The 15,438-nt window shown below is 68.7% G+C and carries 15 protein-coding genes; 4 read left to right on the top strand and 11 right to left on the bottom strand.

Going from position 1 to position 15,438, the window contains the following annotated elements; all coding sequences use genetic code 11:
* Nucleotides 1-14: 14 nt before the first annotated feature.
* The 8 genes from AC1DF3_RS11960 to AC1DF3_RS11925 all read right to left on the bottom strand — a co-directional run bounded on the left by AC1DF3_RS11960 (nt 15) and on the right by AC1DF3_RS11925 (nt 8,763).
* Entirely contained in the window at nt 15-1,016 is a 1,002-nt protein-coding gene (locus AC1DF3_RS11960; RefSeq protein WP_478139734.1) for a dipeptide ABC transporter ATP-binding protein, read from the bottom strand.
* Nucleotides 1,013-2,032 (bottom strand): ABC transporter ATP-binding protein, encoded by a 1,020-nt coding sequence (locus AC1DF3_RS11955; RefSeq protein ID WP_286533534.1) that lies wholly within the window; start codon nt 2,030-2,032, stop codon nt 1,013-1,015. Before AC1DF3_RS11955 ends, AC1DF3_RS11960 begins: the two co-directional genes overlap by 4 nt.
* A 1-nt stretch (nt 2,033) precedes the next feature.
* Entirely contained in the window at nt 2,034-2,933 is a 900-nt protein-coding gene (locus AC1DF3_RS11950) for an ABC transporter permease subunit (protein WP_301811126.1), read from the bottom strand.
* The gene (locus AC1DF3_RS11945) at nt 2,930-3,934 is read right to left on the bottom strand and encodes an ABC transporter permease subunit (protein WP_286519883.1); all 1,005 of its coding nucleotides are present in this window, start codon (nt 3,932-3,934) and stop codon (nt 2,930-2,932) included. Before AC1DF3_RS11945 ends, AC1DF3_RS11950 begins: the two co-directional genes overlap by 4 nt.
* A gap of 53 nt (nt 3,935-3,987) precedes the next feature.
* On the bottom strand, nt 3,988-5,667 hold the full coding sequence (locus tag AC1DF3_RS11940) for a long-chain-fatty-acid--CoA ligase (RefSeq protein WP_478139733.1): 1,680 nt from the start codon (nt 5,665-5,667) through the stop codon (nt 3,988-3,990).
* 117 nt (nt 5,668-5,784) lie between these two features.
* Nucleotides 5,785-7,272 carry an NAD(P)(+) transhydrogenase (Re/Si-specific) subunit beta gene (locus AC1DF3_RS11935; protein ID WP_286533530.1) on the bottom strand — a complete coding sequence of 496 codons (1,488 nt, stop codon included), beginning with the start codon at nt 7,270-7,272 and terminating at the stop codon, nt 5,785-5,787.
* Nucleotides 7,269-7,604 (bottom strand): NAD(P) transhydrogenase subunit alpha part 2, encoded by a 336-nt coding sequence (locus AC1DF3_RS11930; protein ID WP_286519879.1) that lies wholly within the window; start codon nt 7,602-7,604, stop codon nt 7,269-7,271. The genes AC1DF3_RS11935 and AC1DF3_RS11930 overlap by 4 nt, the downstream gene beginning before the upstream one ends.
* Nucleotides 7,605-7,632: 28 nt before the next feature.
* A complete protein-coding gene (locus AC1DF3_RS11925; protein ID WP_286533529.1) occupies nt 7,633-8,763 on the bottom strand; it encodes a Re/Si-specific NAD(P)(+) transhydrogenase subunit alpha in 1,131 nt (376 codons plus the stop codon).
* A gap of 229 nt (nt 8,764-8,992) precedes the next feature.
* Between AC1DF3_RS11925 and AC1DF3_RS11920 the strand changes: the two genes are divergently transcribed.
* The 3 genes from AC1DF3_RS11920 to AC1DF3_RS11910 are packed head-to-tail and all read left to right on the top strand — an operon-like array spanning nt 8,993 to nt 11,208.
* Complete coding sequence (locus AC1DF3_RS11920) at nt 8,993-9,712, top strand: response regulator transcription factor (protein WP_478139732.1); 720 nt, start codon at nt 8,993-8,995, stop codon at nt 9,710-9,712.
* Entirely contained in the window at nt 9,713-10,741 is a 1,029-nt protein-coding gene (locus AC1DF3_RS11915; protein ID WP_478139731.1) for a sensor histidine kinase, read from the top strand.
* A gap of 2 nt (nt 10,742-10,743) precedes the next feature.
* Complete coding sequence (locus AC1DF3_RS11910) at nt 10,744-11,208, top strand: NUDIX hydrolase (RefSeq protein WP_478139730.1); 465 nt, start codon at nt 10,744-10,746, stop codon at nt 11,206-11,208.
* A 7-nt stretch (nt 11,209-11,215) separates the two neighbouring features.
* Here the strand turns inward: AC1DF3_RS11910 and mnmA are convergent, their stop codons facing one another.
* Together mnmA and AC1DF3_RS11900 are read right to left on the bottom strand one after the other, a co-directional pair.
* On the bottom strand, nt 11,216-12,319 hold the full coding sequence (mnmA, locus tag AC1DF3_RS11905) for a tRNA 2-thiouridine(34) synthase MnmA (RefSeq protein WP_478139729.1): 1,104 nt from the start codon (nt 12,317-12,319) through the stop codon (nt 11,216-11,218).
* A 52-nt stretch (nt 12,320-12,371) separates the two neighbouring features.
* Nucleotides 12,372-13,367, bottom strand: a complete 996-nt coding sequence (locus AC1DF3_RS11900; protein ID WP_478139728.1) for an LLM class flavin-dependent oxidoreductase — start codon at nt 13,365-13,367, stop codon at nt 12,372-12,374.
* A 103-nt stretch (nt 13,368-13,470) separates the two neighbouring features.
* Here AC1DF3_RS11900 and AC1DF3_RS11895 point away from each other — a divergent pair, with 103 nt between their 5' ends.
* Nucleotides 13,471-15,012 carry a phospholipase D-like domain-containing protein gene (locus AC1DF3_RS11895; RefSeq protein ID WP_478139727.1) on the top strand — a complete coding sequence of 514 codons (1,542 nt, stop codon included), beginning with the start codon at nt 13,471-13,473 and terminating at the stop codon, nt 15,010-15,012.
* An 18-nt stretch (nt 15,013-15,030) separates the two neighbouring features.
* On the opposite strand, the gene AC1DF3_RS11890 is transcribed toward AC1DF3_RS11895, so the two are convergent.
* Nucleotides 15,031-15,408: an SHOCT domain-containing protein gene (locus AC1DF3_RS11890; RefSeq protein WP_286533520.1), complete on the bottom strand. Its 378-nt coding sequence runs from the start codon at nt 15,406-15,408 to the stop codon at nt 15,031-15,033.
* Nucleotides 15,409-15,438: the final 30 nt, after the last annotated feature.

Raw genomic sequence — 15,438 nt, 5'->3', positions numbered from 1 at the left:
GTCGTTCGACTCCTTCAAGGTTGAGGCCGCGCGGACGCGGATGGGGAAACTTCGGCTGGCAGGAATTTTTCGGCGTGATGGCAGGCCACCATGCGCTCGTCGAGCAGGCGCGGCAGCGGCCGCTCGCTGCGGCAGCGCTCGGTGGCATGCGCGCAGCGGGTGTTGAAGACGCAGCCCGGCGGCGGTGCCAGCGGCGAGGGCAGTTCGCCCTTGAGCACGATGCGTTCGGCGGCAAGACCGGGCGTCGATGCCAGCAGCGCCTGGGTGTAGGGGTGCAGCGGCCGGGCGAAGATGCGCGCCTTGGGGCCCTGCTCGACCGCATGGCCCAGGTACATCACGAGCACCTCGTGCGCGATGTGGCGCACCACGCCGAGGTCGTGCGAAATGAAGAGATAGGACAGGCCGAGCTCGGCCTGCAGGTCGGCCAGCAGGTTCAGCACCTGGGCCTGGATCGAGACGTCGAGCGCCGACACCGGCTCGTCGGCCACCAGCAGGCGCGGGTCGAGCATCAGGGCCCGCGCGATCGCGATGCGCTGGCGCTGGCCGCCCGAGAACATGTGCGGATAGCGGTTGGCGTACTCGGGCCGCAGGCCGACCCGGGCCAGCATGTCGCGCGCCTTGGCGGCCCGCTCGGTCTTGCCGAGGGTGGTGTTGATCGCCAGCGGGTCCTCGAGCACGGAGGAGATCTTCTTGCGCGGGTTGAGCGAGCCGTAGGGGTTCTGGAACACCAGCTGCACCGCCTGGCGCAGCTCGCGCCGGCGCTCGTGCGGCGGATCGACCGCGTCGTGGCCGACCAGCCGGAGCGAGCCCGCGGTCGGTTTCTCGATCAGCGCCACCATGCGCGCCAAGGTGGACTTGCCGCAGCCGGATTCGCCGACCACCGCCAGCGTGCGCCCCTTCTCGACCTTGAACGAGATGTTGCCGACCGCCTGCAGGTGCGCCGGTGCGCGGAACAGCCCGCGGCGCACCGTGTAGACGCGCTGCAGGTCCTGGGCCTCGACCACCCATTCGGTCATCGCACGAACTCCACCACCCGCGCGCCATCGCGCGCCAGCGCCGCGTCGCGCTGCGGATCGCCGAGCGCATAGTGGCAGCGCACCTGGCCGCCCATCCAGTCGCGCAGCTCGGGCCGCACGGCGCGCGAATGCGCGGTCGCGTAGCTGCAGCGCGGCGCGAACAGGCAGCCCGTGGGGCGATCGTGCAGGCCCGGCACCACGCCCGAGATGGTGGCCAGCCGGCCCTCGCCGGCCGCACGCTCGGGCAGCGCCGCCAGCAGCGCCGCGGTGTAGGGATGCTGGGGCGCGGCGAACAGCTCGGCCACGCCGCGCTCTTCCATCACCTGGCCCGCGTACATCACGGCCACGCGCTGCGCCATCTCGCTCACCACGCCCATGTTGTGGGTGATCAGCACCAGGCCCATGCCGCGCTCCTTCTGCAGGCTGCGCAGCAGGTCGAGGATCTGGGCCTGGATCGTGACGTCGAGCGCGGTGGTGGGCTCGTCGGCGATCAGCAGCTTGGGGTTGCAGGCGATCGCCATCGCGATCATCACGCGCTGGTTCATGCCGCCGGACAGCTGGTGCGGGTAGCTGCCCAGGCGCGTGGACGCCGCCGGGATGCCGACCTGCTCGAGCAGGCCGATGGCCCGCTTCTTCGCTTCGCGCTTGTCGAGATGGAGATGCAGGCGCAGCGTTTCCATCAGCTGCCAGCCGATCGTGAAGCAGGGGTTCAGGCTGGTTGTCGGCTCCTGGAAGATCATTGCCACATCCTTGCCGACCAGTCCGCGCCGTGCCTTGTCCGACAGGCCGAGCAGGTCGTGGCCGTCGAAGCGAAGGTGCTGCGCCCGCACGCGGCCCGGCCAGCCGATCAGGCCCATCAGCGCCATCATCGTGACGCTCTTTCCCGAGCCGGATTCGCCGACGATGCCGAGCACCTCGCCCTGCTCCAGCCGCAGGCTCACGCCGTCGACCGCATGCAGCGTGCCGCCCTGGGTCGGGAACTCCACATGGAGGTCTCGGATGTCGAGAAGAGGCATTTCAGCGTTTGAGTTTGGGGTCGAGCGCGTCGCGCAGCCCGTCGCCCAGAAGATTGAAGGCCAGCACCGCGGCGAGGATCGCCATGCCCGGGAAGGTCACGACCCACCAGGCACGCAGCACGAACTCGCGCGCATCGGCGAGCATCGTGCCCCACTCGGGCGACGGCGGCTGCGCGCCGAGGCCGAGGAAGCCCAGCGCCGCGGCGTCGAGGATGGCGGTCGAGACGCCCAGCGAGGCCTGGACGATCAGTGGTGCGGCGCAATTGGGCAGCACCTCGCGGAACATCAGCCGCAGCGTGCCGGCGCCGCTCACGCGGGCCGCCGTGACATAGTCGCGCGAGACTTCGGAGATGACGGCGGCCCGCGTGATGCGCACGTAGTGCGGCAACACCACCACGGCCACCGCGAGCATCGCGTTGGTCAGGCCCGGACCGAGGATGGCGACGATCACGATCGCCAGCAGCAGGCTGGGCAAGGTCAGCACGACGTCCATCAGCCGCATGATCGCGATCTCGAGCACACCGCGGAAGAAGCCCGCGATCAGGCCCAGCGCGATGCCCGCCGCGGCCGAGATCGCCACCACGGCGATGCCGATCGACAGCGACAGCCGGGCGCCGAACATCAGCCGCGAGAGGATGTCGCGCCCGATCGCGTCGGTGCCCAGCAGGTGCGCGGCGGTGCCGCCCTCCTGCCAGGCCGGCGGCCGCAGGAAGGCGCTGCTGTCGGTCTGGTTGGGCGCATGCGGCGCGATCCACGGCGCGAACAGCGCCACCAGCAGCAGCAAGACGATCACGGCCAGGCCGATGACCGCGCCGCGGTTGGCCGAGAACGCGCCCCAGAACTCGCGCCACGGGCCGGGTGGCGCGGTGCTCTTGTCGGTCACGACGGCGCTGGCGCTCATCTGCGGATCCTCGGATTGATGAGCCCATAGGCGACATCCACCGCCACGTTGACCGTCATGACGATCACGCCGAGCAGCAGCATGCCGCCCTGCAGCACCGGGTAGTCGCGCCGGCCGATGGCCTCGATCAGCCATTTGCCGACGCCGGGCCAGGAGAAGATGGTCTCGGTCAGGATCGCGCCGGTGAACAGCACGCCGACCTGCAGGCCGATCACGGTGACCACCGGGATCATCGCGTTGCGCAGCGCATGCAGGCCGATCACGCGCAGCGGCGCCAGGCCCTTGGCGCGGGCGGTGCGGATGTAGTCCTCGCCGAGCACTTCGAGCATGGCCGATCGCGTCATGCGCGCGATCACCGCCAGCGTGTTGGTGCCGAGCACGATGGCCGGCAGGATCAGGTGCTGCAGCGCCGAGACGAAGGCGCCCTTTTCATCGGACAGCAGGGTGTCGATCAGCAGGAAACCGGTGACCGGCTCGATGAAATACTGCACCGAGATCCGGCCCGAGACCGGCGTCCAGCCGAGCTGCACCGAGAAGAACAGGATCAGCAGCAGCCCCCACCAGAAGATCGGCATCGAGTAGCCGGTGAGAGAGGTCGCCATCACGCCATGGTCGAACAGCGAATTGCGCTTGACCGCCGCCAGGATGCCGGCCGGAATGCCCAGCAGCAGTGCGAACGCGATGGCGCACAGCGCCAGCTCGACCGTGGCCGGAAACAGCGCCAGGAACTCGCTCATCACCGGCTCCTGCGTGATGACCGACTTGCCGAGGTCGCCATGCAGCACGCGGCCGATGTAGATGCCGTACTGGGTGAATAGCGGCTTGTCGAGCCCGTAGTCCTTGAGCAGCGCCGCGTGGCGCACCGGGTCGATGCCGCGCTCGCCGGCCAGGGTCTCGATCGGGTCGCCCGGCACCAGACGGATCAGGAAGAAGGCGAGCAAGGTCATGCCGATGAAGGTCGGCACGAGCAGGCTGGCGCGGGTCAGGATGAATCTGAACATTCATGCCCAATATGCAAGAGCGATGCCGGCTATGGTCCCCGGCCGAACCCTTACTACTTTTTAACGTCGCGCAGTTCGCGCCGCAGGATCTTGCCGACCGGCGTCTTGGGCAGGTCGGTGCGGAACTCGATCACCCGCGGCTGCTTGTAGCCGGTCAGGTTGGCGCGGCAGTGGGCCCGAACCTCGGCTTCGGTGAGGTCGGGGTTCTTCTTGACAATCACCAGCTTGACGCCCTCGCCGGTCTTCTCGTCCGGAATGCCCACGGCGGCGCATTCGAGCACGCCCGGCATCAGCGCGACCACGTCCTCGATCTCGTTCGGATACACGTTGAAGCCCGACACCACGATCATGTCCTTCTTGCGGTCCACGATCTTGAAGTAGCCGCGCTCGTCCGCGATCGCGATGTCGCCGGTCTTGAAGTAGCCGTCGGGGGTCATGACCTTGGCCGTCTCGTCGGGCCGCTGCCAGTAGCCGGCCATGACCTGCGGCCCGCGGACCGCGAGTTCGCCCGTGCTGCCGAGCGGGACCTCCCGGCCGTCGTCGTCGAGCAGCTTGACCTCGGTGCTCGGCAAGGGCACGCCGATGGTGCCGGTGTAGGCGATGCTGGTGGTCGGGTTGCAGGTCACCGAGGGCGAGGTCTCCGACAAGCCGTAGCCCTCGCAGATCGGGCAGCCGGTCTTCTCGAGCCAGAGCTTGGCCACCGCGGCCTGCACCGCCATGCCGCCGCCGACCGAGACCTTGAGGTTCTTCCAGTTGACGGTGTTGAAGTCCGGGTGGTTCGCGAGGCCGTTGAACAGCGTGTTGACCGCCGGGAAGCTGTGGAAGGTGTGCTTCGATAGTTCCTTCAGCACCGCCGGGATGTCGCGCGGATTCGGGATCAGGATCAGCTTGCCGCCGGTGCGCATGCTGAGCATCATGTTCACCGTGAAAGCGAAGATGTGATAGAGCGGCAGCGCGCAGATGCTGGTCGGCTGCTCGCCGGGCGGCACCTTCTGCATCACGGGGTCGTTCCAGGCCTCGGACTGCAGCACGTTGGCGATCACGTTCCGGTTGAGCAGCACCGCGCCCTTCGACACGCCGGTGGTGCCGCCCGTGTATTGCAGCACCGCGACGTCGTCCGGGCCCAGCGCGGGGGCCTTCAAGGTGCGGGTGGCACCCTTCTCGAGCGCATCGTTGAAGCGCACCGCGCCGGGCAGGCTGAACGCCGGCACCATCTTCTTGACGCTGCGCACCACGTAGTTGACCAGCGCGCCTTTCAGCATGCCGAGCCGATCGCCCATCGAGGCCAGCACCACGTGTTTGACCTGCGTGGCGCCGATGCACTGCTGCAGCGTGGTGCCGAAGTTCTCCATCAGCACGATCGCGGTCGCGCCCGAGTCCCTCAGCTGGTGCTCGAGCTCGCGCGGCGTGTAGAGCGGATTGACGTTGACCACGATCAGGCCGGCCCGCAGCGCGCCAGCCACCGAGATCGGGTACTGCGGGCAGTTCGGCATCATGATCGCCACCCGGTCGCCCTTGACCAGGCCCAGGCCCTGCAGGTAGCAGGCGAAGGCGCGGCTTTGGTGGTCGACGTCGGCGTAGCTGACATCCTTGCCCATGAAGCTGTAGGCCGTGCGGTCGGCGTATTGGGTGAAGCTCTCTTCCATCAGCGCCACCAGCGAGGCGTAGCGCGAGGCATCGATGTCGGCGGGCACGCCTTGCGGATAGCTGCCGAGCCAGGGTCGATCAATCACTGTCAGTCTCCAGAACGAAATCTTGTGGGGAAATCTGCCGCCATCGTAACTTGAGCGTCGGATGCGGCACGGGCCGCGACACTGCGCGGCCCGTGGTCTTCATGGCGCGGCCGAGTGCTACTCGATCGCCTTGGCCATGTCCTCGACCACCTTCTTGGCGTCGCCGAAGACCATCATGGTCTTGTCCATGTAGAAGAGCTCGTTGTCGAGACCTGCGTAGCCCGCGGCCATCGAGCGCTTGTTCACGATCACGGTCTTGGCCTTGTAGGCCTCCAGGATCGGCATGCCGTAGATCGGCGTGCCCTTCTGCAGCGCCGCCGGGTTCACCACGTCGTTGGCGCCCAGGATGATCGCCACGTCGGCTTGGCCGAACTCGCCGTTGATGTCCTCCATCTCGAACACCTGGTCGTAGGGCACCTCGGCCTCGGCCAGGAGGACGTTCATGTGGCCCGGCATGCGCCCGGCCACCGGGTGGATCGCGTACTTGACCGTCACGCCGTGCTCGGTGAGCTTGGCCGCGAGTTCCTTGACGGCATGCTGGGCACGGGCGACCGCCAGGCCGTAGCCCGGCACGATGATCACGGTCTCGGCGTTGCTGAGCACGAAGGCCGCGTCGTCGGCGCTGCCGCTCTTGACCGGGCGCTGCTCCTTGGCGCCGCCGCCGGCCGTGGCCGCCTCGCCGCCGAAGCCGCCCAGGATCACGTTGAAGAACGAGCGGTTCATCGCCTTGCACATGATGTAGCTCAGGATCGCACCCGAGGAGCCCACCAGCGAACCGGCCACGATCAGCATCGCGTTGTTCAGGCTGAAGCCGATGCCCGCGGCCGCCCAGCCCGAGTAGCTGTTGAGCATGGACACCACCACCGGCATGTCGGCGCCGCCGATCGGGATGATGATCAAGACGCCCATCACGAAGGCCAGCAGCAGCATCGCGAGGAAGGCCGCCCAGCTCTCGGTCGCCATGTAGACCAGGCCCAGCGCGATGGTCAGCAGGCCCAGCACCAGGTTGAGCATGTGCTGGCCCTTGAACTGCACCGGCGCGCCCTGGAACAGGCGGAACTTGTACTTGCCCGAGAGCTTGCCGAAGGCGATCACCGAGCCGCTGAAGGTGATCGCGCCGATGGCCGCACCCAGGAACAGTTCGAGCCGGTTGCCGGCCGGAATGGCATAGCGAAGGAAGCCGTCGATGATCGCGGCGCCCTCGGGCGTCTGCACGCCGACCGCGGCCGCCACCGGCGGCGGCGTGATGCCGAAGGCCCAGGGCTCGACCACCGCGGCCACCGCGATGAACACCGCCGCCATACCGATCATGCTGTGGAAGAAGGCCACCAGCTCGGGCATCTGGGTCATCTCGACCGTCTTGGCCCGGTAGGCGCCGTAGCCGCCGCCGACCACCAGCCCGAGCAGCACCCAGGCCATTCCCATGGCCTTGCCGCCGGACAGCTGCACGATCAGCGCCGCGGTGGTCAGGATGGCGATCGCCATGCCGACCATGCCGAAGAGGTTGCCGCGGATCGAGGTGGTGGGATGGCTCAGGCCCTTCAGGGCCTGGATGAAGCAGACGCTGGCGACGAGGTACAGCAGCGTGACGACATTCATGCTCATGCTGCGTTCCCCTTGCCGCTCGCTTCAGCCGCAGGCGCCTTCTTGTCCTTCTTCTTGAACATCTCCAGCATGCGCCGGGTGACCAGGAAGCCGCCGAAGACGTTGACCGCGGCCAGCGCCACGGCCAGCACGCCCATGGTCTTGCCGAGACCGGTCTCGGTCAGCGCGGCCGCCAGCATGGCGCCCACGATCACGATCGCCGAGATCGCGTTGGTGACCGCCATCAGCGGCGTGTGCAGCGCCGGCGTGACGGTCCACACCACGTGGTAGCCGACGTAGATCGCCAGCACGAAGATGATCAGGTTGATGACGGTATGGGATACGGGATCCATGGCGATGCTCCTCCGGGGGTTTCTTGTCTTACTTCCTGGTGACCTGGCCGTCTTGCGCCATGCGGCAGGCCGCCACGATGTCGTCCTCGAGGTCGATCTTGAGCGTGCCTTCCTTGGCCACGATCAGCTTCAGGAAGTCGAGCACGTTGCGCGCATAGAGCGCCGACGCATCGGCCGCCACCAGCGCCGCCAGGTTGGTCTCGCCGACGATCGTCACGCCGTGCTTGACCACCGTCTTGTCGGCCTCCGACAGCGGGCAGTTGCCGCCCACTCCGTCAGGGCCCTTGCCGGCGGCGATGTCCACGATGACCGAGCCCGGCTTCATGGCCTTGACCATGTCCTCGGTGATCAGGGTGGGCGCCGCGCGGCCCGGGATCAGCGCGGTGCTGATCACGACGTCGGCCAGCGCGACGCGCTTGGCGACTTCGACCTGCTGGCGGGCCAGCCAGCTCGGGGGCATCGGCTTGGCATAGCCGCCGACGCCGACCGCAGCCTCTTTCTCTTCGTCGGTGTCGTAGGACACCTCGATGAACTTGCCGCCCAGCGACTCGATCTGCTCCTTGACGCTCGGGCGGACGTCCGAGGCCTCGATCACCGCCCCCAGGCGCTTGGCCGTGGCGATGGCCTGCAGGCCGGCCACGCCGACGCCCAGGATCACGACCCGGGCCGCCTTCACGGTGCCGGCGGCGGTCATCAGCATCGGGAAGAAGCGCTGGTAGCGGTCGGCGGCGATCATGACGGCCTTGTAGCCGGCGATGTTGGCCTGCGACGACAGCACGTCCATGCTCTGGGCACGGGTGGTGCGCGGGGCGGCCTCCAATGCGAAGGCCGTGAGGCCTGCGGTCGCCAGGCGCTGCAGGCCGGCGGCATCGAAGGGGTTGAGCATGCCGATGAGCACCGTGGCGGGCTTCATCAGCGCGCACTCCCGGTCGTCGGGGCTGCGCACCTTGAGCACGATGTCGGCGCCGAAGGCGCCCGCGGCATCGGTGATCTCGGCGCCGGCGGCCTGGTAGGCCGCATCGGTCACGCTGGCGGCCACGCCGGCGCCCGATTGCACACGAACGACATGGCCTTGCGCCACCAGCTTCTTCGCGGTCTCCGGGGTCACGGCGACGCGGGTTTCGCCTGGCACGGTTTCAACCGGCACGCCTATCAGCATGGACTTCTCCTCAGGGCAGCATTGGAATTCGGGCCGAGCTTACCCGAAGACGCCAGCCGGAAGTTGTCCCCCAGGTGCCGACGCCAGCGGTGCCTCGGAGCGCCCGGACTGTCCATCTTGCTATCAAACCGATAGCACTCCAGAACCTGCTTCGCTGGGTACACTGTCGGCGCGATGACCGGATCGAAGAACGCCGGCTTCGCATGACAACAAGATTCAGGGGGATCGAATGCGTATCGCTGCGCTTGACGACGAGGGGGTTCAGCTCGAACTGATCCGCCATGCGGTGGAGGTCATCGGCCACGAGTGCCACGGCTATGGCGACGGCAAGTCGCTGCTGCGCGACCTGCACCGCGAAACCTACGACCTGCTGATCCTCGATTGGGGACTGCCCGACATCGAGGGCCCGCGGGTGGTCAAACGGATCCGCGACGACCTCAAGAGCGCCATGCCGATCCTGTTCGTCACCAACCGGCGCGAGGAAGAAGACCTGGTCGAAGGGCTGGCGGCCGGCGCCGACGACTTCATGACCAAGCCCATCCGGGTGGCCGAGCTCCAGGCCCGCGTGCGCGCCCTGCTGCGCCGCACCTACCCGGGCCAGCAAGAGAGCGTGCTCGTGTTTCGCGACTATCGCTTCGATGCGGCGACGCGCACCCTTCGGATCGCCGGCAGACTGGTCGAACTCAGCCGCCGCGAGCACGCGCTGGCGCTGTTCCTGTTCCGCAACCTGGGCCGCCTGCTGTCGCGCGACCACCTGCGCGAGGCGGTCTGGGGCCTCGACACCGAGACGCCGTCGCGATCGCTCGACACCCACATTTCGCGACTGCGGCAGAAACTCGACCTGCAGCCTTCCAACGGCTTCCTGCTGTCCGCCGTCTATGGCATGGGCTACAGGCTGGAGCCTCTCGAGTCGGAGCAGATCGAGGCGCTCCATGGCCGGCGCACCTGAATGAAGCGGCACGCCCGCACGCCGCCGCCGCCCGACTGGCGCCGGTTGCGCGACAGCCTGGACCACTGGCCGGATGCGGCGCTGCTGCTCGACCCCGAAGGCCGCGTGGCGGTCGCCAACCTGGCGGCACAGGGCCAGTGGCAAGGCGGCGGGGCGCCGCTGCAGGGCCAGCCTGCGGACAGCCTGCTCAGCGGCCTTCGCCGCCGTGGCGACGGTTCGCCGCTGCTGCCCCGGGCCGCGCTGCGCGGCGGCCCGCGAGCGACCTGCGGCGAGGGCGAGGACGCGCAGGGCCGCGGCTGGCTGCTGCGCTGCCTGCCGCTGGTCGACGAGGGTCAGGGCTTGCACGGCTGGCTGGTCGTGCTGGTCGATGTCACGCTCCTGTGGCTGGCCGAGGCGCAACGCGACCACGCACTGCGATTCCTCTCCCACGACGCCCGCCAATCCGCGACGACGATCCTCGCCATGCTCGACCTGGCGCGCCAGCGGCCGGAAGCGGATCAGACGGACGGCCGGCTGCTGCAGGGCATCGAGCGCGAGGCGCAGGCCGGCCTCGACCGCTCCGACCGCTTCGTGCGGCTGGCAAGGACGCAGGCGCGGCCGCTGCAGACCGAGTTGCTGGACCTCGCCGCGCTGCTGCGGATGGTGGTCGACGCGGCCTGGTCCACGGCGGACCGCCAACGCGTCCGGATCCTGCTGCGGCCCCTGCCCGACGACGCGCCTTGCGTCGCCGATCGCGGCATGCTCACTCGCGCACTGGGCGCGATGCTCGACCATGCGCTCGGTCGCTCGCCACCCGGCTCGGTCCTGTCGTGCGCCGTCACGGCGGACGGCGGGCAGTGGCGCGTCGCCCTGCGGGAGCCTGCCGCGGGCCCACCGGTGCAACAGGCGCTGCAGTTGGCCCGCACCGTGGCACAGCGCCATGGTGGTAGCCTGGACATCGAACACGCGGCCGATGCCGGCTGCACCGTCACGCTGGTGCTGCCCAGGCCGACCGCGGCCGAACTGGCGGCGCCTTTCACGGAGTCATGAGCATGGCGAAGCGCTGGAAACCCAACGTCACGGTGGCCGCCGTGATCGAGCGGCAGGGCCGCTACCTGCTGGTCGAAGAAGACACGGCCGACGGCCTGCGGCTGAACAACCCGGCCGGGCATCTCGACCGCGGCGAATCGCCCGTCCAGGGCTGCGTGCGCGAAACACTGGAAGAAACCGCCCACCACTTCAGCCCCACAGCCCTGGTCGGCATCTACCTGGCCCGCACCCGGCAGCCCGAAGACATCACCTACCTGCGCTTCGCCTTCACGGGCACGCTCGGCGCCTTCGAGCCGGCGCGGCCGCTCGACCACGGCATCGTCCGCACGCTGTGGATGACGATTGATGAAATCCGCGCCAGCGTGGCGCGGCATCGCAGCCCGCTAGTGCTGCAAGGCGTCGAAGACCACGCGGCCGGCAAGCGCTACCCGCTGGAGCTGGTGCGGATCGATCCGTCGGTGATCTAGTTGGCGATCAGTTCGCGATCACGCCGCCGCCGAGGCAGACCTCGCCGTCGTACAGCACCGCCGACTGGCCCGGTGTGACGGCCCATTGCGGTTCGTCGAATTCGAGGCGGAAGGCGCCATCGCACCCCTCGCCCATCCGGCAGGACGCGTCGGCCTGCCGATAGCGCGACTTGGCGGCCAGCGCGCCGGGCGCCGGCGCCTGGCCCGAGACCCAGCTCGCATCGTCGGCCTCGAGCGCCGACGACAGCAGCCACGGATGGTCGTGACCCTGCACCACCCACAACGTGTTGTCGGCGACATCCTTGCGCGCCACGAACCATGGCGCGTGGTCGCCGGCGCCGCGCCGGGCGCCCTTGGCCTTGATGCCGCCGATGCCCAGCCCCTGGCGCTGGCCCAGCGTGTAGAAGCTCAGGCCCTGGTGCTCGCCGATCTGGCGGCCGCGCTCGTCGCGCACCGGGCCCGGCTCCTTCGAGATGTAGCGGTTGAGGAACTCGCGGAAAGGGCGCTCGCCGATGAAGCAGATGCCGGTGGAGTCCTTCTTCTTCGCGTTCGGCAGGCCGATCTCGTCGGCGATGCGCCGCACCTCGGTCTTGTGCAGCTCGCCGACCGGGAACAGCGTCTTCGACAACTGCTGCTGGTTCAGGCGATGCAGGAAATAGCTCTGGTCCTTGGCCGGATCGAGTCCCTTGAGCAGCTCGTGCAGGCCGGTGGCGGCATTGAGGCGCACGCGTGCGTAGTGCCCCGTGGCGATCTTCTCGGCGCCGAGCCGCATCGCGTGGTCGAGGAAGGCCTTGAACTTGATCTCGGCATTGCACAGCACGTCGGGATTCGGCGTGCGGCCGGCCTGGTACTCGCGCAGGAATTCGGCGAACACGCGGTCCTTGTAGTCGGCGGCGAAATTGACGTGCTCGATCTCGATGCCCAGCACGTCGGCCACGCTGGCGGCGTCGACGAAGTCGATGTTCGACGAGCAGTATTCGCTGTCGTCGTCGTCTTCCCAGTTCTTCATGAAGATGCCGACCACCTCGTGGCCCTGCTGCTTCAGCAGGTGCGCCGTGACCGCGGAGTCGACTCCGCCGCTCAGGCCCACCACGATGCGCTGCTTTTCCATAGGGCTGGCATTGTCCCAGCACCGGCCAAGCCGGTGCCGGCGGCGGGTCAATTCAGCGCGCGGGCACCTGGTCGCGGAGTTCGGCCAGGATCTCGTAGGAGCGCAGCCGCGCCTCGTGGTCGAAGACCTGCGAGGTGATCATCAGCTCGTCCGCACCGGTGCGCTCGACGAAGGCCTGGATGCCGGCGCGCACGGTGTCGCGCGACCCCACCGCCGAACACGACAGCACCGAATCGAGCAAGGCGTTCTCGGCCGGGCCGACCTTCTGCCGATAGTTGGCGACCGGGGGCGGCAGGCGGCCCGGCCGGCCGCTGCGCAGGTTGACGAAGGCCTGCTGCCAGGAGGTGGCGCGGAACGCGGCTTCCTCGTCGGTCTCGGCCGCGAACACGTTGAAGCCCAGCATCACGTAAGGCTTGGCCAGCTGCGCCGAGGGCTTGAAGGTCTCGCGGTAGATGCGGATCGCCTGCATCAGCTGCTGCGGCGCGAAGTGCGAGGCGAAGGCATAGGGCAGGCCGAGATGGGCCGCGAGCTGGGCACCGAAAGTGCTCGATCCGAGGATCCACACCGGCACCTCGAGCCCCCGGCCAGGCACCGCGAGCACCGGTTGGCGCGGTTCCTTCGACATGAAGTCCATCAGCTCGACGACGTCCTGCGGGAACTGGTCCGAATCGGATTGAAGGTCGCGCCGCAGCGCCTGCGCGGTGCGCTGGTCGGAGCCGGGCGCGCGGCCGAGGCCGAGGTCGATGCGCCCCGGGTACAGCGATTCCAGGGTGCCGAACTGTTCGGCGATCACCAGCGGCGAATGGTTCGGCAGCATCACGCCGCCGGCGCCGATCCGGATCGTCGAGGTGCCGGCGCCGATGTGGGCCAGCAGTACCGCCGTGGCCGCGCTCGCGATGCCCGGCATGCCGTGGTGCTCGGCCAGCCAGTAGCGGCGGTAGCCCAGCTTCTCGCCATGCCGCGCCAGCGACAGCGAATTGCGAAAGGACTGCGCGGGATCGCTGCCTTCGGTGACGGGGGAGAGATCGAGGATTGAAAACGGAATCATGCCGCTATCTTGGCGCGGATCGGCCGGATTCAAGCGCCGAAGGGATATTGGCCCGCCACCGGGTAGGCTTGGGGCCATGAATTGGCGACGCTTCGGTTCCTGCATGCTTGGTTTTGCGCTGGCCCTGGCCCTGGGCGCTTGCGGCTCGCTGCCGGCAGGCGTGGAGCGGCCGGTGTCGACCAGTCTTCCCGCCGCGCCGGACGAGAGCCCGCTGGCCCGGCTGGCCGAGTCCGCGCTGCCGCCCAGCGCCCAGTCGGGCTTCCGGCTGCTGCCGCTGGGCGCCTACGGCCTCGATGCCCGGCTGGCGCTGATCGGCCGCGCCACGCGCACCTTGGACCTGCAGGTCTACATCATGGACAACGACGAGTCCGGGCGTGCCGTGTTCGCCGCGCTGCGCGACGCCGCCCAGCGCGGGGTGCGCGTGCGGCTGCTGCTCGACGATCTCAACAGCGCGAGCGCCGAGCCGCTGCTGGCGGCGCTGGTCGACCTGCCGAACTTCGAGATCCGCTTGTTCAACCCGTTCTGCTGCGCCCGCCAGAGCCTGGCCGGGCGCATCGTGACCTCGCTCGGCGACCTGCCCCGGCTCGATCACCGGATGCACAACAAGCTGATGATCGCCGACGGCGCGCTGGCGATCGTCGGCGGCCGCAACATCGCCGACGCCTACTTCGGCCGCGATCCGGTGGCGAACTTCATCGACCTCGACGCCATCGCCGCGGGCCGCGTGGTGCCCCAGCTCGGCGTGCTCTTCGACCGCTACTGGAACAGCGAGGAGTCCTTTCCGGCCAAGTTCTTGGTGCGCCCCCTTGGCCCCGAGTCCACGCGCATGGCCGCGCTCGCGCGCCTCCTGCCCGACGGCGCGGCACCGATCGATTCCGGACTGCCCGCGCGCGACCTGCTGGGACGCGAGCCGGTCGGCAAGGAGCTGGCGGCGAATCGGCTGAGCCTGGTTCCCGGCCTCGCCTACGGCGTCGCCGACCAGCCGTCCAAGCGGCTGCAGATCGGCGACGAGCTCGAGGACGGCAGCCTGATGACCGGGGCCGTCGGCCAGATGCTCGGCAGCCGCAGCGAACTGGTGGTGAGCTCGCCCTACCTGGTGCCCGGCACGCGCGGCATGGCGGTGATGCACAGCCTGCGGCGCAAGGGCGTCGAGATGACGCTGGTGACCAACTCGCTGTCGGCCAACGACTCGGCGCTGGTCAACATCGGCTATGCGCGCTACCGGCGGCCGATACTGCGCGCCGGCGTCAGGCTGTACGAGATCAGCGCCCAGCCCTCCGCCAATGCGAGCCAGCCCTTCTTCAGCGGCTCGTCGCACGGTCGCCTGCACGCGAAGCTGATGGTGATCGACCAGGAAGTGGTGCTGCTCGGCTCGCTCAACCTCGACCCCCGCTCGGCGCGACGCAACACCGAGCTCGGGGTCGCGATCGACAGCCCGGCACTGGCCAGGGAAGCGCTGCGCCTGATCGACGCGATGAAGAACGAGGCCTACGCGCTGCGGCTGGAGACGCAGGGCAGCACGCTCGCGTGGGTGTCGCCGAACGAGGACGACGACCAGGGCGTCGAAACGGAGCCCGGAGTGTCGCCATGGAGCGCGCTGCAGCGGCTGCTGCTGCAGCCGCTGGTGCCCGAGGACCTGCTCTGACGCGCGTCGGCGCGCCGCTCAGGCCAGGGCCTTGGCCTTGAGCCTGGCGAATTCTTCCGGCGTGATGGTGCCGGCGTCCAGCAGCGCCTTGGCATCCGCGATGTGCTCGGCCGGCGACTTGCCGGCCACTTCGCGGATGTAGGCGTCGGTGTCGGACTTGGCGCGCTGCAGGCTGGCACGCTGCCGCTCCGCCATGCCGCGGCCGCGGATCACGATGTAGAGGATCGCCGTGAGGCCCGGGATCACGACCAGGCCGATGATCCACAGCACCTTCGATCCGCCGCCCATCTCCGAGTCGCGGAACAGGTCGCCGATGATCTGGAACAGGATGAGCAGGTAGACGATCAGGACGAAGGTCGACAGCAGCAATTGAATCAGGTCCCAAAAATTGCTCATGGAGGTCTTTCTAGCTTGTTGAGAAATCGA

The organism is Variovorax sp. 10N432, assembly GCF_056394465.1.
This window is presented reverse-complemented; position numbering and strand designations above follow the sequence as displayed.

What these genes read in the sequence shown, in the direction of transcription:
- AC1DF3_RS11960 (WP_478139734.1), bottom strand. Translation starts at nt 1,016, where the DNA reads ATGACCGAATGGGTGGTCGAGGCCCAGGACCTGCAGCGCGTCTACACG.
- AC1DF3_RS11955 (WP_286533534.1), bottom strand. Translation starts at nt 2,032, where the DNA reads ATGCCTCTTCTCGACATCCGAGACCTCCATGTGGAGTTCCCGACCCAG.
- AC1DF3_RS11950 (WP_301811126.1), bottom strand. Translation starts at nt 2,933, where the DNA reads ATGAGCGCCAGCGCCGTCGTGACCGACAAGAGCACCGCGCCACCCGGC.
- AC1DF3_RS11945 (WP_286519883.1), bottom strand. Translation starts at nt 3,934, where the DNA reads ATGTTCAGATTCATCCTGACCCGCGCCAGCCTGCTCGTGCCGACCTTC.
- AC1DF3_RS11935 (WP_286533530.1), bottom strand. Translation starts at nt 7,272, where the DNA reads ATGAGCATGAATGTCGTCACGCTGCTGTACCTCGTCGCCAGCGTCTGC.
- AC1DF3_RS11930 (WP_286519879.1), bottom strand. Translation starts at nt 7,604, where the DNA reads ATGGATCCCGTATCCCATACCGTCATCAACCTGATCATCTTCGTGCTG.
- AC1DF3_RS11925 (WP_286533529.1), bottom strand. Translation starts at nt 8,763, where the DNA reads ATGCTGATAGGCGTGCCGGTTGAAACCGTGCCAGGCGAAACCCGCGTC.
- AC1DF3_RS11920 (WP_478139732.1), top strand. Translation starts at nt 8,993, where the DNA reads ATGCGTATCGCTGCGCTTGACGACGAGGGGGTTCAGCTCGAACTGATC.
- AC1DF3_RS11915 (WP_478139731.1), top strand. Translation starts at nt 9,713, where the DNA reads ATGAAGCGGCACGCCCGCACGCCGCCGCCGCCCGACTGGCGCCGGTTG.
- AC1DF3_RS11910 (WP_478139730.1), top strand. Translation starts at nt 10,744, where the DNA reads ATGGCGAAGCGCTGGAAACCCAACGTCACGGTGGCCGCCGTGATCGAG.
- mnmA (WP_478139729.1), bottom strand. Translation starts at nt 12,319, where the DNA reads ATGGAAAAGCAGCGCATCGTGGTGGGCCTGAGCGGCGGAGTCGACTCC.
- AC1DF3_RS11900 (WP_478139728.1), bottom strand. Translation starts at nt 13,367, where the DNA reads ATGATTCCGTTTTCAATCCTCGATCTCTCCCCCGTCACCGAAGGCAGC.
- AC1DF3_RS11895 (WP_478139727.1), top strand. Translation starts at nt 13,471, where the DNA reads ATGCTTGGTTTTGCGCTGGCCCTGGCCCTGGGCGCTTGCGGCTCGCTG.
- AC1DF3_RS11890 (WP_286533520.1), bottom strand. Translation starts at nt 15,408, where the DNA reads ATGAGCAATTTTTGGGACCTGATTCAATTGCTGCTGTCGACCTTCGTC.